Here is an 18,955-nt window from a genome sequence, read left to right on the forward strand (position 1 = left end):
CCTGGCACGCCCATGACCGGTCCGGCGCCGCAGGGTCCGCCGGCGCCGCAGGACCCCGCGACGTCGGCCGATGTCGGGCGGAGGGCCGCAGCGCTCGCGCGCGTCGTCGAGGTGATGGACCGGCTGCGCTCGCCCGGCGGCTGCCCCTGGTACGCGGAGCAGACGCACGCGTCGCTGCTGCCGTACGCGGTCGAGGAGGCGCACGAGCTGGTCGAGGCCGTCGAGGCCGGCGACCGCGCCGGGATGCGCGAGGAGCTCGGGGACCTGCTGCTGCAGGTGCTGGTCCACGCCCGCCTGGCCTCCGAGGACCCCGACGAGCCGTTCGACGTCGGCGACGTCGCGGACGCGCTCGCGGCCAAGCTGGTGCGGCGCAACCCGCACGTCTTCACGACGGGGGATGCCGAGGAGCTCGACGCGCGCGCGGTCGACGCCCGGTGGGAGGGGCTCAAGCGCGCCGAGAAGCCCGGGCGCACGTCCGTCCTCGACGGCGTCCCCGCGTCGCTCGGCGCGCTCGCGCGGGCCCAGCGGCTCGTCGTCCGCGGGGACCGTGCCGGTCTGCTCGACCGTGCTGCTGCGCCCGTCGCGTCGACCGCGCCGGGCGGCCGCCGCGACCCCGACGGCACGACGGCCCCGGTCGCACCGCCGGCCACCCCGGAGGCCGTCGGCGACGCGCTCCTGGCCCTCGTCGTCGCCGCCCACGCCGGGGGAGTCGACGCGGAGACGGCGCTGCGCGCGGCGACGGCCAGGTGGGAGTGCGTCGCCCGCGACGTCGAGCACCGACCGGTCGAGCACCGACCAGCCGAGCACCTCCCGGTCGAGCACCGACCAGCCGAGCACCTCCCGGTCGAGCACTGACCGGTCGAGCACTGACCGGTCGACGCCACCCCGAGGTGGCCCGGGGGCGTCCGGCGCGCGGGCGGGGGCACCCGGTGGCGGGTTCGGCGGAGCGTGGTCCCGCAGGGCGTCGGGGGTCGTCCAACGGTGGGCGACGGCGTCGAGGCGTGCGTCTCGGGAGGTGAGACGACGAGAGGGTGACCAAGGACTCGTCCGCCCGAAGCGGGCTCGGAATACGCTTACCGGGTCCAAGGTCCGACCCGTCACCGGTCCGGGACGGCGAAGATGAGCCTGCGAGCGGGCCCCGCCCGCCCCCCGTCACCGTCGAAGGAGAGCACGCATGAGGATCGGCGTCCCGCGCGAGCAGCGCCCGGGAGAGCGGCTCGTCGCCGCCACGCCCGCGACCGTCGCGAAGCTCAGCGGCCTCGGGTACGACGTGCTCGTCGAGCACGACGCCGGCGCGGCCGCGACGTTCACCGACGACGCGTACCGGGCGGCCGGCGCGACGGTGACCGAGCGCGCCGAGGTCATGGCGAGCGACGTCGTCACCGCCGTGCACCTGCCGGCCGACGTCGGCACGATGCGCCGCGGTGCCACGCTCGTCGCCACGATGGCGCCGTTCGCGGACCCGGGGCTCGCCGAGCGTCTGGCGGCCCTCGGCATCACCGCCCTGGCCCTCGACGCCGTGCCGCGCATCTCCCGCGCGCAGGCGCTCGACGTGCTGTCGACGCTGTCGAACGTCGCGGGGTACCGCGCCGTGATCGAGGCCGCCGAGGAGTTCGGCGGCATGTTCACCGGTCAGATGACCGCCGCGGGCAAGACCCCGCCCGCCAACGTCTTCGTCATCGGCGCCGGCGTCGCCGGGCTCGCCGCCCTGGGCACCGCCAGCAGCCTGGGCGCCCAGGTCCGCGCGTTCGACGTGCGGCCCGAGGTGGGCGAGCAGATCGAGTCCATGGGCGCGACGTTCGTGCAGGCCGAGGGCGCCAGCCAGGAGGTCTCGACGGACGGCTACGCCCGCGAGCTCACGGCCGAGCAGGAGCGCCTCACCGCGCAGATGTACGCCGAGCAGACCGCGTGGGCGAACGTCGTCGTCACCACCGCGCTCGTGCGCGGGCAGGCGCCGCGGACCATCACCAAGGAGATGGTCGCCGCGATGCGGCCGGGTTCGGTGATCGTCGACCTGGCGGCCTCCGGCGGCGGCAACTGCGAGCTGACGGTCCCCGGCGAGCGCGTCGTGTCGGACAACGGCGTGATCATCCTCGGCTACACCGACCTGCCCAGCCGCATGCCGCAGCACACCTCGCAGCTCTTCGGCACCAACGTCGTGCACCTGCTGGCCCTGCTCACGCCGGGCAAGGACGGCGAGCTCGTCCTCGACCTCGACGACCCGGTGCAGCGCGGCATGACCGTGACCACGGGGGGCGACGTCACGTGGCCCCCGCCGCCCGTCGCCGTCTCCGCCGCGCCGGCCGCCGTCGCGCCCGCTCCCGTCGAGACGCCGGAGGAGGCCGCCGCGAAGAAGGCCGCTGCGGTCGCCGCCGCGCAGCGCCGTGGGCGTCGCAACGCCGTGCTCGCGGGGCTGGGTGCCGTGCTCACGGTGCTCGCGCTGACGGCCGCGCCCGCCTCGTTCCTCGGGCACGCGACCGTGTTCGCGCTCGCGGTGGTCGTCGGCTACTACGTCATCTCGAACGTCAGCCACTCGCTGCACACCCCGCTCATGGCCACCACCAACGCCATCAGCGGCATCATCCTGGTCGGCGCGCTGCTGCAGATCGGGCACTCGAGCTGGGTGGTCAGCACCCTCGCGTTCGTGGCCGCCACGGTCGCCGCGATCAACATCTTCGGCGGGTTCCTCGTCGCGTTCCGCATGATCCACATGTTCCGGAAGGAGGCGTGACGGGCGTGCTCACGTCACTGGCCCAGGCCGTCTACCTGATCGCGGCGATCCTCTTCGTGCTGTCCCTGGCAGGGCTCAGCAAGCAGGAGACCGCCCGTCGCGGCAACCTCTACGGCATGGCGGGCATGGCCCTCGCGCTGCTCGCCACGGTCGCGCTCGCCGCCGACGTCTCCCAGCGGGCCGTGCCCGTGACGCTGTTCCTCATCGCCATGGCGCTCGCGCTCGGTGCGGGCATCGGCATCTGGCGCGCCCGCAGCGTCGAGATGACGCAGATGCCCGAGATGATCGCGGTGCTGCACTCGTTCGTCGGCCTGGCGGCCGTGCTCGTCGGCTTCAACTCGTTCCTCACCGAGGAGCCGGACGCGGTCCACCTGGTCGAGGTGTTCCTCGGCGTGCTCATCGGTGCCGTCACCTTCACCGGGTCGATCGTCGCCTTCCTCAAGCTGTCGGCGCGGATCAAGAGCGCGCCGCTCATGCTGCCGGGTCGCAACTGGCTGAACCTCGGTGCGCTCGTCGCGTCGGGCGGGCTCATGGCCTGGTTCCTGGCGGACCACTCCCTGCTGCCGCTCGCGCTGATGACGGTGGTCGCCCTCGCGCTCGGCTGGCACCTGGTGGCGTCGATCGGCGGCGGCGACATGCCCGTCGTCGTGTCGATGCTCAACTCGTACTCCGGGTGGGCCGCGGCGGCGGCCGGGTTCATGCTGAGCAACGACCTGCTCATCATCGTCGGCGCGCTCGTCGGGTCCTCCGGCGCGATCCTCTCGTTCATCATGTGCAAGGCGATGAACCGGTCGTTCGTCTCGGTGATCCTCGGTGGGTTCGGGGCCGAGGGCGGCAAGGTCGCGGCGGGCGACACGGACTACGGCGAGCACCGCGAGGTCACGGCGGTCGAGGTCGCCGACATGCTGCGCGACGCGCAGCGCGTGGTCATCGCCCCCGGCTACGGCATGGCCGTCGCCAAGGCGCAGTACCCCGTGGCCGACCTGGTGTCGAAGCTGCGCGGCCAGGGCGTCGACGTGCGGTTCGCCGTGCACCCGGTCGCCGGCCGCCTGCCCGGGCACATGAACGTGCTGCTGGCCGAGGCGAAGGTGCCGTACGACATCGTCCTGGAGATGGACGAGATCAACGACGACTTCGCGGACACCGACGTCGTGCTGGTCATCGGCGCCAACGACACCGTGAACCCCTCCGCGCTGGACGACCCGTCGTCGCCGATCGCGGGCATGCCCGTGCTCGAGGTCTGGAAGGCCAAGCAGGTGATCGTGTTCAAGCGGTCGATGGCCACCGGGTACGCGGGCGTGCAGAACCCGCTGTTCTTCCGTGAGAACACCGCGATGCTGTTCGGCGACGCCAAGGACCAGGTGGAGCAGATCGTCGCACCGCTGACGGTCGGCTGACGCAGGCGGACCGAGGCCGGGGCAGGGCGGTGACGCGTGGCGTCGCCGCCCTGTCCCGCGTCGTGGCCCGTCCTGCGTCGTGGCCCCGTCCTGCGTCGCCGCCCCGTCGCGCCTGCGGTGCTGAAACGGTTCGTGGGCTGACCGCGCCGCACGTGCGGACCTAGCCTCGCGCGGGGTCGTGCTGTGACGATCCACCCCAGCGCGAGGAGCCCGTCATGCCGTCCGCCCGTCCCGTCCCGTCGGCCCTCCGGCCCGTCGTCGCCGCTGCGGCGGCCCTGGTCGCCCTCGCCCTGGTCGCCGCCGGCGCCCTGGTGTCGTCGCTCGCCACCCCCGCCGGCGCGCTGTCGCCGGCCGTGGTGCTGACGAGCGACTTCGAGTCCGGCCTCGACGGCTGGCAGGCGCGCGGCGCCGCGAGCGTGAGCACCACGGCGACCGGTGCCCGGGGCGCCGGGAGCCTGCTGGTGCAGGACCGCGTCGACCCGTGGGACGGCGCGCTGATCCCTGTCACCGAGATCTTCGAGCCGGGCACGACCTACACGATCGGCCTGTGGCTGCGGCTGCCCGACGGCGCCGGCACCGCCGACCTGCGGGTCTCGGTGCAGCGTGACCTCGACGGGCAGCCGTCGTACGAGACGCTCACCACCGTCGAGGGCGTCTCCAGCCAGTGGCGGCAGGTGACGGCGACCTACACCCCCGGCCTGTTCGACACCGCGTCGCTCTACGTCGAGTCCGTCTCCTCGCCCGCCGACGTCATGGTCGACGACGTCCTGGTGTCGGGCGTCCGCTACACCCCCGACCTCTCGCTGACGCCCGTCTCGGACGCGGTGTCCGTGCCGTTCGGCATCGCGGTGGAGCCGCAGGACCTGCTCGGCGGCCGCGGCGACCTGCTCGCGCACCACGCCGAGCAGATCACGCCCGGCAACCAGATGAAGCCCGACGCGATCCAGCCGACCGAGGGCACCTTCACGTTCGCGGCGGCCGACGGCCTGGTCGACTGGGCGATCGAGCACGACATGCGCGTCTACGGGCACACGCTGCTGTGGCACCAGCAGACGCCGGACTGGTTCTTCCAGCGCGACGGTGCGGCGCTGACCACGTCGGCGGCCGACCAGGCGCTGCTGCGCGAGCGGCTGCGCACCCACATCGAGGCGGTCGCCGACCACTACCGCGAGACGTACGGCGAGTACGGCACGCCCGGCAACCCGATCTTCGCGTTCGACGTGGTCAACGAGGTCATCGACGAGAGCCAGCCCGACGGCCTGCGCCGCAGCGAGTGGTACCGGGTCCTCGGACCGTCGTACATCGCCGACGCCTTCCGCTACGCCCGCGCCGCGTTCGGCCCCGAGGTGCTGCTGTTCATCAACGACTACAACACCGAGTACCCCGACAAGCGCGCGCCGTACCTGCGGCTCGTCACCGACCTGCTCGCCCAGGGTGTGCCCGTCGACGGCGTGGGCCACCAGCTGCACGTCGAGGTCGGTCGCTCGATCCCGATGGTCGAGGACACGATCGAGGCGTTCGAGGCCCTCGACGTGACCCAGGCGGTCACCGAGCTCGACGTCTCCGCGTACCGCGACTCCGGCGAGTCGTGGACGCAGCCGCCCGCCGACCGCCTGCTCGAGCAGGGGTACTACTACCGCGACATGCTCGCGATGCTCGAGCGTCACGCCTCGTCGTTCGAGTCGATCACGATCTGGGGCCTGGAGGACTCGCGGACGTGGCTGCGGTCCGGTGCGGCGCCGCTCCTGTTCGACGGCGCGCTGCAGGCCAAGCCCGCGTACTGGGGGATCGTGGACCCGTCCCGCATCGGTGCGACGCCCACGCCGACGCCCTCGGTGACCGCGACGCCCGGGGTCACGCCGACGGTCACGCCCACGCCGAGCGTCACGCCCACGCCGAGCGTCACGCCGACCGTCACGGCGACGCCCAGCGTCACGCCGACTCCCGCCGACCCGCGCGCGTGCCGGGTCGCGTACACGACGAACGACTGGAACACCGGCTTCACGGCGGGTGTCCGCGTCACCAACACCGGGACCTCGGCGTTGTCGGGGTGGACGCTGACGTTCAGCCTCGACGGTGGGCAGCGGGTGACGCAGGGCTGGTCGGCGTCCTGGACGCAGTCCGGAGCCCGCGTCACGGCCACCAACGCCGCGTGGAACGGGTCGCTCGCGCCGGGCGGGTCGGTCGACATCGGCTTCAACGGCTCGCACACGGGCAGCAACCCGCGTCCGACGTCGTTCGCGCTCGGCGGCGTCCCGTGCGCGGTCGGGTGAGCGACGCATCCCCTGAACGGGCGGACCGCTCGCGAGACCGGGATCGCTGATCGGGGCCGATCCGCCCTCTGAGCCCGGTCTCGCGTCGGCCCTGTCCCGGTCCGTGGACGCCCGGGGGAGTGCTCGGGGCGTCAGCCGGGGCGGCGCGCGACGACGACCGTGCCGTCGACGTCGTCGTCGTGCAGCACCTCGGTCGCCCAGCCCGCCGGGCACGCCGCCCGCGTCGCCGCGGCCTGGCCGACGCTGGTCTCGACGAGCACGTGCCCGCCGGGCGCGACCCACGCGGGCGCGGCGGCCAGCAGCCGACGCTGCACCGTGAGGCCGTCCGGGCCGCCGTCGAGCGCGAGGTGCGGCTCGTGCTCGCGCGCCTCGGGCGGCATGGTCGCGATCGCGTCGTGCGGGACGTAGGGGGCGTTCGCCACGAGCACGTCGACCCGGCCGCGCAGGTCCGCGGGCAGCGGGTCGAGCAGGTCGCCCGCCCAGGCGCGGCCCGTGCCGGCGAGGTTGCGGGCCGCCCACGTCACGGCCACGGGGTCCAGGTCGGCCGCGTGCACGTCCGCCCCGGGCACGTCCCGCGCGACGACCGCGGCGACGGGTGCCACGCCGCAGCACGCCTCGACGACGACCGCCGGCCCCGTCGCACGCGTCGACCCCGCGCCGCGGGCCAGCCCTACCGCCGTGCGCGCCAGCAGCTCCGTGCGGCGCCGCGGCACGAACACGCCCGGCCCGACCAGCAGCCGCAGCCCCGCGAACGCGACCCAGCCGAGCACGGTCTCCAAGGGCTCGCCCGCGAGGCGGCGTGCCACGAGCGCGGCGAGCATCGCGTCCTCGGCCGGGCCCGGCTCGTCGCCGGGCGGCTCCTCGTCCTCGGGCGACGAGCCGGGCGACCCGTCGGGCGCCTGCGCAGCCGCGCCGTGCCCGCCGGTCCGCCGGCGCTCCGCCGCCGCGGCGAGCAGCAGCACGGCCTCGTCCTCCGCGAACACGCAGCCCGCCGCGCGCAGCCGCGCGACGAGCGCGGCCGGGGGTTCCGCGGGCACCCCGGCGCCGGGCCCGACGGGTGTCGCGGGGGGCGGTCCGGAGGTCACGTCGCATGCTCGCACGTCCGGCGCCCCGGGGGGAGCGGACCGACGGCCTCGCATCGTCCCTGGTCAGGGGGTCGTGTCCAGCAGCCGAAGGTCCCCCGGCACGTGGTCACCGGCGGCACTAGGCTGGGGAGGCAAACCCACCGTCTGTCGAAGGAGCAGCCATGGCCAGCATTGAGGCCGTCGGCGCCCGCGAGATTCTTGACTCGCGCGGCAACCCCACTGTCGAGGTCGAGGTCGCCCTCGACGACGGCACCATCGCCCGCGCGGCCGTCCCCTCGGGTGCGTCCACGGGCGCGTTCGAGGCCGTCGAGCGCCGCGACAGCGACGACCCCCGCTACGGCGGCAAGGGCGTCCAGGGCGCGGTCAACGCCGTGATCGACGAGATCGGCCCGGAGCTCATCGGCTTCGAGGCGAGCGAGCAGCGTCTCGTCGACGCCGCGCTCATCGAGCTCGACGGCACGCCCAACAAGGGCAAGCTCGGCGCCAACGCGATCCTCGGCGTCTCGCTGGCGGTCGCCAAGGCCGCGGCCGACTCGGCCGACCTGCCGCTGTTCCGCTACGTCGGCGGCCCCAACGCGCACGTCCTGCCCGTGCCGATGATGAACATCCTCAACGGTGGGTCGCACGCCGACTCCAACGTCGACGTCCAGGAGTTCATGGTCGCCCCGATCGGCGCCCCCACGTTCCGTGAGGCGCTGCGCACCGGCACCGAGGTCTACCACTCCCTGAAGTCCGTGCTGAAGAGCAACGGCCTGTCGACGGGTCTCGGCGACGAGGGCGGCTTCGCCCCCAACCTGCCGAGCAACCGTGCCGCGCTCGACCTCATCATCACCGCGATCGAGAAGGCCGGCTTCGTGCCCGGCAAGGACGTCGCGCTCGCGCTCGACGTCGCGGCGACGGAGTTCTTCGCCGACGACAAGTACGCGTTCGAGGGCCAGAAGCTGCAGTCGGCCGCGATGATCGAGTACTACGAGGCACTCGTCGCGGACTACCCGCTGGTCTCCATCGAGGACCCGCTGGCCGAGGACGACTGGGAGGCCTGGGTCGCGCTCATGGCGCGCATCGGCGACAAGGTCCAGATCGTCGGGGACGACCTGTTCGTCACCAACCCCGAGCGCCTCGCCAAGGGCATCCAGCTCAAGGCGGCCAACTCGCTGCTGGTCAAGCTCAACCAGATCGGCTCGCTCACCGAGACGCTCGACGCGGTCTCCCTCGCGCAGCGCAACGGCTTCACGACGATGACCTCGCACCGCTCCGGCGAGACCGAGGACACGACGATCGCCGACCTGTCGGTCGCGACGAACGCCGGCCAGATCAAGACCGGTGCCCCCGCCCGTGGCGAGCGCATCAACAAGTACAACCAGCTCCTGCGCATCGAGGAGGAGCTCGACGACGCCGGCGTCTACGCCGGTGCGAGCGCCTTCCCGCGCTTCCAGGGCTGATCCCGGCCTGACCGACGACGCCCGGTCCACCGTCACGGTGGACCGGGCGTCGTCGTGCCTGGCGCCAGGGGTCGACCCCCGACGCGGCGTCGGACCGCGAGCGGCCCGATCCTGACCCACGGTGGATGCGACGTCGTCGCCTTCCAGCTCGTGATCGCGTTGCACTCCGGCTTCGACGAGTCCGCGGAGCCGAGCGTGCTGTTCGTCTCCAGGCGGCACCATCTCTAGCCGCCGAACCGGCCTCGATCGAGGAGTCGCACCGGTGGACACGCTCGCCACCTCTGACATCGCCGGTCTCGTCCGGGCGGTTCTTGCTCTCTCGGAGGAGAGCTCCCGGCACGTCGCCGACAAGCTCCGGCCGGCGCGCGGCGAGCACGTCGTCGCGCGGCTGTACCGGCCCGCAGCGGTGCCGGGGAGGTGACGGGCCCCTCGGGCGGGGTGAGCGTGTGGCGGGTCCTCGGCTGCGCGCTGGTGGGAGCCCCGGCGATGCCTGCGCTCGGTGCGGCCATCAGCGGTGAGTGGCACGTCGCTGGCGCGGGCGCTCCGGTCGACCTCTCGCTCGCGGCGTCTGTCGTCCTCCTCGTCGTCGCCGTGGGGCTCGCCGTGGGCGTCTACGCGTGGTCGGTCGTGGCGTGCTGGGCCGTGGTCGTGGCGGGCGTCCTCGTGACCCTGACCGGGGTGTTCGCCCGGAACCCGCTCATCCCCTGGTGGTACGGCGCCGTGTACGTGCTGGTGGGGCTGTCGGGCCTCCTCCTCAGGTCGCCGGGCGGGCAGCCCCTCCGCGCGCCGTCCGCGCCGAGCGCGGACCGGCCCGACCCCCGGCCGTGAGGGCGCGGCCGCCCCTCCGGCGAGGCCGGCGGTCTGCCCTGCGGCCCCACGCCCCGCGATCTCCGGTCGTGACACGGCCAGGTCGAGCCTCCACGCGACGCACACCGCCACGTGCGGCCGATCTGCCGTGCGACAGGCAGAATCAAGGCCATGCCGTCCCCCCGTCGTCCTCCCACGCCCCGCTCCGGCGGCCGTTCGGGTCGGGACGAGCCGTCGTCGGGGTCGGTGCCACGCGCGGGACGCGGGTCGGCGGCCAGGCCGGCGAAGCCGTCGACGTCGCCGCGAGGCGTACGCAGCGCGGCGCCGCGCTCGGGGCCGGTGTCGAAGGCCGGTGCGTCGCGATCCGGTGCGGGGCGCGGCGCCGGGCGTCCGGGCCCGGGCCGGGCGGGCACCCCGCCCCGCGGTACGCCGTCCGCGGCCACCCGCCTGCCCGTGCCCCGCATGTTCACGGTGCGGGCGATGGTGTTCTCGTTGGTGCTGCTCGTGGCGTTCGTGCTGGTGTACCCGACCCTGGGCTCGTACCTGCAGTCGCGGGCCGAGGTCGAGCAGCTGCGGGCCGCCACCGAGGCGGCCCGCGCCGAGAACGCCGACCTCGAGGCCGAGCTGCGGCGGTGGGACGACGACGCGTACGTCATCGCCCAGGCCCGCGAGCGGCTGTCGTTCGTGATGCCGGGGGAGACCGCGTTCCGCGTCGTCGACCCGGAGGTCGTGCCCGACGCCCCGGTGGCGGCTGACGGTCCGGCGGCCTCGCCCGTCGACGGCTCGACGCAGCCCTGGTACGCGACGGTCTGGGAGTCCGTGCAGGTCGCCGGTGCGCTGGACGTCGACGGCGAGCCGCCGGCCGACCCGGTGGCGCCCGCCGACGACCCGCCCCTGCCGGCGGAGCCCACGGTCCCCACGGACTGACGTGCCGGTGGGGGACAATGGACGGACCGCCCCCGCCGACCGAACGGACCGACGTGCCCGCACGACCCGACCCCACCGCGCACCGCGACGTCCCCGGACCCTCCGCGCTGCCCGACGCGCCCACCCCCGTCACCCCCGGGACGGACGCTGTCAGCCCGCGCGACGTCGAGGTGCTGCGGGAGCAGCTCGGTCGCCCGCCGCGCGGCGTCGTCGGTGTGGCGGCGCGCTGCGTGTGCGGGCGCCCGCTGGTGGTCCGCACGGCCCCGCGGCTCGACGACGGCACGCCCTTCCCCACGACGTACTACCTGACGTCGCCGCAGGCGGTGGCCGCCGTCAGCGCCGTCGAGGCGACCGGTGTGATGAAGGAGCTGACCGCGCGGCTGGTCGAGGACGAGGAGCTCGCGGCGGGGCACCGGCGCGCCCACGAGGCCTACCTCGCGGACCGCGAGGCGCTCGGTCACGTACCCGAGATCGCGGGCGTCTCCGCCGGGGGCATGCCGCACCGCGTCAAGTGCCTGCACGTCCTGGTCGCGCACGCGCTGGCCGCCGGACCCGGGGTCAACCCGGTGGGGGACCTGGCGCTGGAGATGATCGCCGAGCGCTGGCGCCCCGACCGCTGCACCTGCTGACCCGCTGCACCTGCTGAACCGCGGACCCCGGTACGTCGGCCCGCGGGTCGTCCGCGGGTCGTCCTCCGGTCCGACGTGTCGGTCCGCGGTGGCACGATGTGCCGGTGACACGCGTGGCTGCCATCGACTGCGGGACCAACTCCATCCGTCTGCTCGTCGCGGACGTCGACCCGGCGGCGGGGACCCTCGTCGACCTGGAGCGCAGCAACGAGGTGGTGCGCCTGGGCCAGGGCGTCGACCGCACCGGCCTGCTGGCGCCCGAGGCGCTCTCGCGCACCCTCGACGCCACCCGCCGGTACCACGAGGTCTGCGAGCGGCTCGGCGTGGAGCGGGTGCGGTTCGTCGCGACCTCGGCCACGCGGGACGCGCGCAACCGTGACGAGTTCGTCGCGGGCGTGCGGGACGCGCTGGGCGTGGACCCCGAGGTCGTCGCCGGCGACGAGGAGGCGCGGCTGTCGTTCCGTGGCGCGACCGGCGTGCTCGCGACCCGGTTCGACGGGCCGTTCCTGGTGGTGGACCTGGGCGGCGGCTCGACCGAGCTGGTGCTGGGCACGGGCGCACCCGAGGCCGCGGTGTCCATGGACGTCGGCTCGGTCCGGCTGACCGAGCGGCACCTGCACGACGACCCGCCGACCGCGGCGCAGGTCGCGGCGGCCGACGCCGACGTGCACGCGGCGCTCGATGCCGCGGCGGCCGTGGTCCCGCTGGGACGCACGGTGACCCTCGTCGGGCTGGCCGGGTCGGTGACGACGCTCACGGCGCACGCGCTGGGCCTGGACCACTACGACCGGGACCGGATCGACGGTGCCGTCCTCGGTGTCGACGACGTGCTCGCGGCGTGCGAGGACATGCTGGCCCGCACGCGTGAGCAGCGCGCGGCGCTGCCGTACCTGCACCCGGGGCGTGTCGACGTCATCGGTGCCGGGGCGCTCGTGTGGCGTGACGTGGTGCGGCGGGTGCGGGCCGCCGTCGCCGCCGCCGGTGGTGAGCTGACGCAGGTCGTCACCTCCGAGCACGACATCCTCGACGGCATCGCCTGGAGCATCGCCGAGGGCTGACCGGTCCCGGACCGAGCGGGCCGCCCGGCGGCCGACGGGTGCGGGCTGCGCGGACGGGTGAAGTCGGGACATCGTGTGTCTCGTCGTAGACAGTAGTGCGGACTGCGCAGTACTGTGCATGCTGCGGGCGCTGGAGGGGTGCCCGCACCACGTGCCGCACACCGGCCCCGGTGCAATCCCGGGGCCGGTGTGGCGGGCCGGACGACCGCGGGAGGCCGCATGGACACCACGCAGCTGCTCAAGGGAGTGCTCGACCTGGCCGTGCTCGCCGTCGTGGCGGACGAGGACGGCTACGGGTACGACGTGGTGCGGCGGCTGCGTGCCGCGGGCATCGAGGAGGTCGGGGACGCCTCCGTCTACGGGACGCTGCGGCGCCTGTACTCCTCCGGGGCGCTGACGTCGTACGTCGTGCCCAGCGACGAGGGGCCGCACCGCAAGTACTACGGCATCAACGCGGAGGGGCGGGCCGTGCTCAGCGCGCAGCGCAAGGACTGGTACGAGTTCGCAGGCACGATGCAGCGCCTGCTCGGGACGGAGGAGGTGGCATGAGCATCGTGGACGACGCGATCGCGCAGGACGTCCGGACGTACGCCGCGCAGGTCCGCGAGGCTCTCGCCGACCTCGACCGGGAGCAGGTCGACGACCTGACCGACGGGCTCGAGGCCAACCTCACCGACGCGCTCGCGGACGAGCGTCGGGCGCACCGCGGGTCCCTGGTGGACGAGTTCGGGACACCCGCGACCTACGCGGCCGAGCTGCGGTCCGCGGCCGGCCTGGCCCCCGCCGAGCCGGTGCCGGGTCGCGTCGGTCGTGTGGGCCGTCTGCTGCGCGCACCGGACCGCCGGGTGCGGGAGGCGGCCTCCCGGGTCCTCGCCCGTCTGCGCCGTGAGCCGTGGTGGCCCCCGGTCGAGGATCTCGCCACGGACCTGCGGCCGGTGTGGTGGGTGCTGCGCGGCTGGGTCGTCTACCAGGTCGTCGTGCACATGCTCGGCGTGGAGTCGGCGTGGCTCCCGCGGCACCTCGCCGGGGCGCTGCTGCTCGGCGGCCTCGTCCTGGTGAGCGCCCAGATCGGTCGCGGCGAGTGGTTCGCCTCGCCGCGTGCGCGCGAGCGGATGCAGCTCGTCTCGGTCCTGGCCGCCGTCGCGCTGGTGCCGGTCGGGGCCACGGTGGCCGGCCACGACGGCTGGCTGCGGGCCGAGGCGTGGGCCTACCGCCACGCGGACGCCGGGCCGTCGCACGTGCAGGTGCAGGAGGTCCCCGTCGACGGCGTCGTCGTGGGCGGCATGCCCGTGAGCAACCTGTTCGTGTACGACGCGGCGGGCAACCCGCTGACCGACGTGCAGATCTACGACGACCGCGGCCGGCAGGTCCGCACGACCTACGACGACGGCCAGAGCCCGTGGTCGCGTCCGGACAGCGACGAGGCGTGGTACTTCGCCCCCGCGGCGACGCAGGACGGGCGGACGCGGTGGAACGTGTACCCGCTGCGCGGTTGGCCGGAGTCCGCCTTCGAGAACGACGCGGAGACGGGGGAGTGGCGGGCGCGGACCGGTGTGCAGGCGCTCACCCCGCCGTACCCGTTCGCCAAGGCGCCGACGCTCGCGGTGCCGGGTGACGGGGCGGACGGCGCCGCGTCGGACGAGGCGACGGACGACGCGACGGACGGCGCGGGCGAGCCGGCCGACGGGACGACGGACGACGTGGCACCGACCTCCCCGACCACGGTCACGGCGACCCGGGCGGCGCCCGGCACGCCCTGACTCGCGGTCCCGGGTGCGCCGTGACCGGGTACCCCGGATGGGTGCGGCGGGGACGTGGCCCTACGCTGGCCACGTCCCCACCGCTCGTCCCTGGACCCGCCACGTGACACCTGAGACCCGACGCCCGTGACCGCCGACACCTGGGCCGACATCGGCCTCGTCCTGCTGTTCATCGTCATCGGCGGCGTGTTCGCCGGCACCGAGCTCGCCCTGGTGTCGCTGCGCGAGTCGCAGCTCGGGCAGATCGAGAAGCAGGGGGCGCGCGGCGCCCGGGTCGCCGCCGTGGCGCGCAACCCCAACCGGTTCCTCGCGGCCGTGCAGATCGGCGTCACGGTCGCCGGGTTCTTCTCGGCGGCGTTCGGGGCGTCCACGCTCGCGTCGTCGCTCGCGCCCGTCTTCGTGTCCCTGGGCATGGCGCGCGGCACCGCCGAGGGGGTCGCGCTGGTCGTCCTCACGCTGGTGATCGCGTACCTGTCGCTCGTGCTGGGCGAGCTGGTGCCCAAGCGGATCGCCATGCAGCAGGCCTCGCGGGTGTCGCTCTGGGTGGGCCCGCCGCTGGACCGCTTCGCCGCCCTGATGACGCCGGTGATCTGGCTGCTGTCGAAGTCCACGAACGGCGTGGTGCGCCTGCTGGGGTTCGACCCCGCGGCCACGAGCGACCAGATGAGCGACCAGGAGCTGCGGGACCTGGTCCGCACCCACCCCGACCTCCCCGAGGACGAGCGCCGGCTCATCGACGACGTCTTCGACGCGGGCGACCGGTCGCTGGTCGAGGTGATGCGGCCGCGCGCCGACGTCGCGTTCCTCGCGGCCGACGCCCCGATCGCGCAGGCCGCCCGGGTCGTCGGGACGCTGCCGTACTCGCGCTACCCCGTCACCGGTGAGGACTTCGACGACATCGTCGGGTTCGTGCACGTCCGGGACCTGCTCGCGCCGGTGGCGCGCGCCGTGCGCGAGGCGGACCTCGACCCGGACACGCACGGGCGCGCCGGCGTCGTCGAGGCGATCATCGAGGTCGCGGCCACCACGGTCGGGGACGTGACCCGTCCGATCGTGTCGCTGCCCGGCACCAACGCCGTGCTCCCGACGCTGTCGACCATGCGGCGCACGGGGGCGCACATCGCCGTCGTGGTCGACGAGTACGGCGGCACCGACGGCATCGTCACGCTCGAGGACCTGCTCGAGGAGCTCGTGGGGGACATCGTCGACGAGTACGACCCCGTCCCCGTGCGGGTGGCCGGCGCCACCGACGTGGACGCCGGGCTCTCGCTCGAGGACTTCGCGGACCGCACGGGCGTCGTGCTCCCGGAGGGTCCGTACGAGACCGTCGCCGGCTACGTCCTCGCGCGGCTGGGTCGCATCGCGCAGCCCGGGGACGTCGTCGACGTGGACCCCGACCAGGACGACGACGCCGGGACGCGGACCGTCCTGCGCGTGCGGCGGGTCGACCGGCGTCGGATCACCGGCGTGCGCGTCGAGCGGGTGCCGGTCGCCGCGCAGGACGACGCGCCGGGGTCGCAGCCCCGGGCCTGACGCGACCGGGGACGGGCCCTGGTCCCCGGGTGTGCGCGGCGTCACCGGCTCCGGAGGGGCTCGGTGCGGGTGCGCGCGTCTACCGTATGAGGTATGCCTCAGTCGTCCGCTGCCCCCGTCGACGCTGCCCGCCCCGCGGGTGCGCTCATGTCGGCGCCCGTCGGCAAGCCCCGCAAGGTGCCCCGCGTCCTGGTGCTGGGCGGCGGCACCGTCGGGCTGTACTCCGCGCGGCGGCTGCGCCGCCGGCTCGGCAAGCGCGATGCGGCCATCGTCGTCGTCGACCCCCGCCCGTACATGACGTACGCCCCGTTCCTCCCGGAGGCGGCAGCCGGCTCGATCGACCCCCGCAACGTCGTCGCCCCGCACCGCCGCGCCCTCAAGGGCGTCGACGTGCTGCAGGGCCACGTCACGCAGATCGAGCACGCGAGCCGTCGCGTGCAGATCACGCCCATCGAGGGAGAGCCGTACTGGGTGACGTACGACCACCTCGTCGTCGGCCTCGGGTCCGTGGCCCGCACGCTGCCCATCCCGGGGCTGGCGGAGCAGGGCATCGGCTTCAAGAACGTCGAGGAGGCCATCGCGCTGCGCAACCACGTGCTGGGCCGCATCGACGTCGCGGCGTCCACGTGGGACCCCGAGCTGCGTCGCAAGATGCTGACCTTCGTCTTCGTGGGCGGCGGGTTCGCCGGCATCGAGGCGCTCGCCGAGGTCGAGGACATGGCCCGCTACGCGGTGCGCAAGTACAAGCAGATCGAGCAGTCCGAGCTGCGCTTCGTGCTCGTCGAGGGCAGCCGCCGCATCCTGCCCGAGGTGAACGAGGAGCTCGGCGGGTACACGCTCGAGCAGCTGCGCAAGCGCGACATCGAGATCTTCCTGTCGACGTTCCTCAACTCGTGCGTCGACGGGCACATCGTGCTGTCGGACGGCACCGAGTTCGACGCCGAGACGGTCGTGTGGACCGCCGGCGTCAAGGCGAACCCCGTGCTGCAGGACTCCGACCTGCCGCTCGACAAGCTGGGCCGGGTCATCTGCAACGCGAGGCTGCAGGTGACGGACGCGGACGGCGCCGTCGTCGCGGACGCGTGGGCCGCCGGTGACTGCGCCGCCGTGCCCGACCTGTACAACCCGGGCCAGTTCTGCCCGCCGAACGCCCAGCACGCGCTGCGCGAGGGCAACCACATCGGCGACAACCTCGCCCTCGTCCTGCGCTCGGCGCAGCCCACGGAGTACAAGCACCGCAACGTCGGTGCCGTCGCCTCGCTCGGCATGTACAAGGGCGTCGCGCAGATGTTCGGCAGGATCAAGGTGCGCGGGTTCCTCGCGTGGGTGCTGCACCGCTCGTACCACGTGTTCGCGATGCCGACCTTCAACCGCAAGCTGCGCATCGCCGCCGGCTGGACCGGCTCGGTGCTGCTGCGCCGCGAGGTCGTCGCCCTGGGCTCGCTGCACGACCCGCGTGCGGAGTTCCGCGCCGCGTCCGTGCCGGCGGCGCCCAAGGCCGCGCCGGCCGCCCCGGCGTCCGGCGACGCCGCGCTGCCGCCGCAGAAGGCCGAGAAGGACTCCCCGGCCGCGAAGGGTGACGCCCGCCCGGCCTGAGACCTGCCCCGACGGCCCCTCGACCTGACCGGTCGGGGGGCCGTCGTGCATCCGGCGCCCGGCACGTCGGGCCGTGCGCGGCTGGCAGGATGACGCACGCGCCCCCGTAGCCCAACCGGCAGAGGCAACCGGCTTAAACCCGGTCCAGTCCGGGTTCGAACCCCGGCGGGGGCACCCGGGCACCCCGGCGCTCGTCGCGGTTACGGAATTCCAGAATTACGGTACGTTGGACGCATGGACGACGAGACCGCCGCGCAGCTCCGTGCGCTCGAGGACCGGGTGGCCGCGCTCGAGCGGGCGTCCGCCGCCGCTCCCCACGCCGCTCCGGATGTCGCTCCCGCCGCCGACGCCCACGCCCCCCACGCGGCCACCGCCGACGGCGACGCCTTCTGGGCGCTCGACGGCCTGACCCGGCGCGCCGGCGGCCCGGGCTCGACCGGCGCCGTCATGGTCGTCGGCGACGTCACCACCCCGGCCGGCGACACGGCCCGGTGGCAGTACGCCCTGACCACCGACGACGTGCTCGCCGCCGACTGGGCGGACGTCGCACCGGTCCTCGCGGCCCTGGGCCACCCAGTACGGCTCGCCCTGCTGCGGGCCGTGCTCGACGGCACCCGGACGGCGCGCGACCTGGCGGCGGCGGTCGACGTCGGCTCGACCGGGCAGGTGTACCACCACCTGCGCCAGCTCCAGGCGGCCGGCTGGCTGCGCACCGCGGCGGGCGGCGAGCACGTCGTGCCGGCCGAGCGACTCGTCCCGCTGCTCACCACCGTCCTGGGAGGCCTGCGATGACCACCACCGCGACCGTCCGTGCCCCCGAGCGCCGCCGCGACCGTGTGCGACGCGGCGTGGCGGGCCTCATGCCGCTGTGGTTCTGGGGGATCGCCGCGTGGCTCGCCGCGGGGTTCGTGATCGACCCGCCGCGGGTGGTGTCGGTCGCGGTGTCGCTGCTGCTCGCCGGCATGGCGTTCGTCCGGCCGCCCCGGGTCGCGCACGACCCGGTCGAGGTCGCCTCGCCCGTGCGCGGGCGCTGGACGGCCCTCAACAGCCCGGCCGACCAGGTGCCGAGCCACGGCGTGCGGGCGTACGGGCAGACGTACGCGGTCGACGTGCTGCTCCCGAGCCCGCCGGGCACGCCGCCCGTGGTGCCGTGGACCGGCGGCTTCGCACGACCCGAGACGTTCGGGTCGTTCGGGCTCCCCGTGCACGCGGTGGCCGACGGCACCGTCGTGCGCGTCGTCGACGGCCGCCGCGACCACCGCGCCCGCACGTCGTGGCCCGCGCTGGCGTACCTCATGACCGTCGAGTCGCTGCGCGACCTCGGGGGACCGGGCGCCGTGGTCGGCAACCACGTCGTCGTCGACCACGGCGACGGGGTGTTCTCGCTCGTCGCGCACCTGCGGCGGGGGAGCGCGCGCGTCACCCCTGGTCAGCGGGTCGCCGCCGGTGACGTGCTGGGGGAGGTCGGCAACTCGGGGAACACCTCCGAGCCCCACCTGCACGTGCAGCTCATGGACCGCCCGCAGCCGCTGCGTGCGGCCGGGATCCCGTTCCGCTGGCGGGACGCGCGGATCCTCGACGACGTGCAGGACACCTCCCGCGCCACGACCGTGCGGACCGAGGTGACGCCGGGACTGCCCGCGGCCGGGCAGGTCTTCGAGGCCTAGGGCACGGTCACGGTCCCGGCCGGCGGACCCGGCTCGTCGACCGCACGGCG

Annotated in this window: 17 protein-coding genes and 1 tRNA gene; 17 read left to right on the forward strand and 1 reads right to left on the reverse strand. The window is 74.6% G+C overall.

Annotated features, from left to right (window positions below):
- Positions 1-12 precede the first annotated feature (12 nt).
- The 4 genes from KG103_RS04760 (at position 13) to KG103_RS04775 (ending at position 6,401) form a co-directional block, all read left to right on the forward strand.
- On the forward strand, positions 13-855 hold the full coding sequence (locus tag KG103_RS04760; RefSeq protein WP_207341536.1) for a MazG family protein: 843 nt from the start codon (positions 13-15) through the stop codon (positions 853-855).
- Positions 856-1,174: 319 nt separating this feature from the next.
- Positions 1,175-2,731, forward strand: a complete 1,557-nt coding sequence (locus KG103_RS04765) for a Re/Si-specific NAD(P)(+) transhydrogenase subunit alpha (protein WP_207341537.1) — start codon at positions 1,175-1,177, stop codon at positions 2,729-2,731.
- Positions 2,732-2,736: 5 nt separating this feature from the next.
- Positions 2,737-4,128, forward strand: a complete 1,392-nt coding sequence (gene pntB / locus KG103_RS04770; protein WP_207341538.1) for a Re/Si-specific NAD(P)(+) transhydrogenase subunit beta — start codon at positions 2,737-2,739, stop codon at positions 4,126-4,128.
- A 215-nt stretch (positions 4,129-4,343) separates the two neighbouring features.
- Positions 4,344-6,401 carry an endo-1,4-beta-xylanase gene (locus KG103_RS04775; RefSeq protein WP_207341539.1) on the forward strand — a complete coding sequence of 686 codons (2,058 nt, stop codon included), beginning with the start codon at positions 4,344-4,346 and terminating at the stop codon, positions 6,399-6,401.
- A gap of 131 nt (positions 6,402-6,532) precedes the next feature.
- Here the strand turns inward: KG103_RS04775 and KG103_RS04780 are convergent, their stop codons facing one another.
- On the reverse strand, positions 6,533-7,486 hold the full coding sequence (locus KG103_RS04780; RefSeq protein WP_249670808.1) for a putative protein N(5)-glutamine methyltransferase: 954 nt from the start codon (positions 7,484-7,486) through the stop codon (positions 6,533-6,535).
- A gap of 161 nt (positions 7,487-7,647) precedes the next feature.
- On the opposite strand from KG103_RS04780, the gene eno reads away from it, so the two are divergent.
- The 13 genes from eno (at position 7,648) to KG103_RS04845 (ending at position 18,905) form a co-directional block, all read left to right on the forward strand.
- Positions 7,648-8,928 carry a phosphopyruvate hydratase gene (gene eno, locus KG103_RS04785; RefSeq protein ID WP_207341540.1) on the forward strand — a complete coding sequence of 427 codons (1,281 nt, stop codon included), beginning with the start codon at positions 7,648-7,650 and terminating at the stop codon, positions 8,926-8,928.
- Positions 8,929-9,190: 262 nt separating this feature from the next.
- Complete coding sequence (locus KG103_RS04790) at positions 9,191-9,349, forward strand: hypothetical protein (protein ID WP_207341541.1); 159 nt, start codon at positions 9,191-9,193, stop codon at positions 9,347-9,349.
- A complete protein-coding gene (locus KG103_RS04795; RefSeq protein ID WP_207341542.1) occupies positions 9,346-9,756 on the forward strand; it encodes a hypothetical protein in 411 nt (136 codons plus the stop codon). The genes KG103_RS04790 and KG103_RS04795 overlap by 4 nt, the downstream gene beginning before the upstream one ends.
- 441 nt (positions 9,757-10,197) lie before the next feature.
- Positions 10,198-10,662: an FtsB family cell division protein gene (locus tag KG103_RS04800; RefSeq protein ID WP_207341702.1), complete on the forward strand. Its 465-nt coding sequence runs from the start codon at positions 10,198-10,200 to the stop codon at positions 10,660-10,662.
- A gap of 53 nt (positions 10,663-10,715) precedes the next feature.
- A complete protein-coding gene (locus KG103_RS04805) occupies positions 10,716-11,291 on the forward strand; it encodes a DUF501 domain-containing protein (RefSeq protein WP_249670809.1) in 576 nt (191 codons plus the stop codon).
- Between the two features lie 104 nt (positions 11,292-11,395).
- Positions 11,396-12,349 (forward strand): Ppx/GppA phosphatase family protein, encoded by a 954-nt coding sequence (locus KG103_RS04810; RefSeq protein ID WP_307860960.1) that lies wholly within the window; start codon positions 11,396-11,398, stop codon positions 12,347-12,349.
- A 219-nt stretch (positions 12,350-12,568) separates the two neighbouring features.
- Positions 12,569-12,898 carry a PadR family transcriptional regulator gene (locus tag KG103_RS04815; RefSeq protein ID WP_207341545.1) on the forward strand — a complete coding sequence of 110 codons (330 nt, stop codon included), beginning with the start codon at positions 12,569-12,571 and terminating at the stop codon, positions 12,896-12,898.
- A complete protein-coding gene (locus KG103_RS04820) occupies positions 12,895-14,109 on the forward strand; it encodes a hypothetical protein (RefSeq protein ID WP_207341546.1) in 1,215 nt (404 codons plus the stop codon). The genes KG103_RS04815 and KG103_RS04820 overlap by 4 nt, the downstream gene beginning before the upstream one ends.
- Before the next feature lie 126 nt (positions 14,110-14,235).
- Complete coding sequence (locus KG103_RS04825; protein WP_207341547.1) at positions 14,236-15,642, forward strand: hemolysin family protein; 1,407 nt, start codon at positions 14,236-14,238, stop codon at positions 15,640-15,642.
- A 93-nt stretch (positions 15,643-15,735) separates the two neighbouring features.
- On the forward strand, positions 15,736-17,238 hold the full coding sequence (locus KG103_RS04830) for an NAD(P)/FAD-dependent oxidoreductase (protein ID WP_207341548.1): 1,503 nt from the start codon (positions 15,736-15,738) through the stop codon (positions 17,236-17,238).
- 100 nt (positions 17,239-17,338) lie between these two features.
- Positions 17,339-17,412, forward strand: a tRNA-Leu gene (locus KG103_RS04835).
- 60 nt (positions 17,413-17,472) lie between these two features.
- Positions 17,473-18,030 carry an ArsR/SmtB family transcription factor gene (locus tag KG103_RS04840; RefSeq protein WP_213319989.1) on the forward strand — a complete coding sequence of 186 codons (558 nt, stop codon included), beginning with the start codon at positions 17,473-17,475 and terminating at the stop codon, positions 18,028-18,030.
- Positions 18,027-18,905 (forward strand): M23 family metallopeptidase, encoded by an 879-nt coding sequence (locus KG103_RS04845; RefSeq protein ID WP_207341549.1) that lies wholly within the window; start codon positions 18,027-18,029, stop codon positions 18,903-18,905. Before KG103_RS04840 ends, KG103_RS04845 begins: the two co-directional genes overlap by 4 nt.
- The last annotated feature ends 50 nt before the right edge of the window (positions 18,906-18,955 follow it).

The sequence above is a fragment of the Cellulomonas wangleii genome (assembly GCF_018388445.1).
Classification (GTDB): domain Bacteria; phylum Actinomycetota; class Actinomycetes; order Actinomycetales; family Cellulomonadaceae; genus Cellulomonas; species Cellulomonas wangleii.

Coding starts and splice junctions, on each gene's coding strand:
- KG103_RS04760 (WP_207341536.1), top strand. CDS start 13: ATGACCGGTCCGGCGCCGCAGGGTCCGCCGGCGCCGCAGGACCCCGCG.
- KG103_RS04765 (WP_207341537.1), top strand. CDS start 1,175: ATGAGGATCGGCGTCCCGCGCGAGCAGCGCCCGGGAGAGCGGCTCGTC.
- KG103_RS04775 (WP_207341539.1), top strand. CDS start 4,344: ATGCCGTCCGCCCGTCCCGTCCCGTCGGCCCTCCGGCCCGTCGTCGCC.
- eno (WP_207341540.1), top strand. CDS start 7,648: ATGGCCAGCATTGAGGCCGTCGGCGCCCGCGAGATTCTTGACTCGCGC.
- KG103_RS04800 (WP_207341702.1), top strand. CDS start 10,198: ATGTTCACGGTGCGGGCGATGGTGTTCTCGTTGGTGCTGCTCGTGGCG.
- KG103_RS04815 (WP_207341545.1), top strand. CDS start 12,569: ATGGACACCACGCAGCTGCTCAAGGGAGTGCTCGACCTGGCCGTGCTC.
- KG103_RS04820 (WP_207341546.1), top strand. CDS start 12,895: ATGAGCATCGTGGACGACGCGATCGCGCAGGACGTCCGGACGTACGCC.
- KG103_RS04830 (WP_207341548.1), top strand. CDS start 15,736: ATGCCTCAGTCGTCCGCTGCCCCCGTCGACGCTGCCCGCCCCGCGGGT.
- KG103_RS04840 (WP_213319989.1), top strand. CDS start 17,473: ATGGACGACGAGACCGCCGCGCAGCTCCGTGCGCTCGAGGACCGGGTG.
- KG103_RS04845 (WP_207341549.1), top strand. CDS start 18,027: ATGACCACCACCGCGACCGTCCGTGCCCCCGAGCGCCGCCGCGACCGT.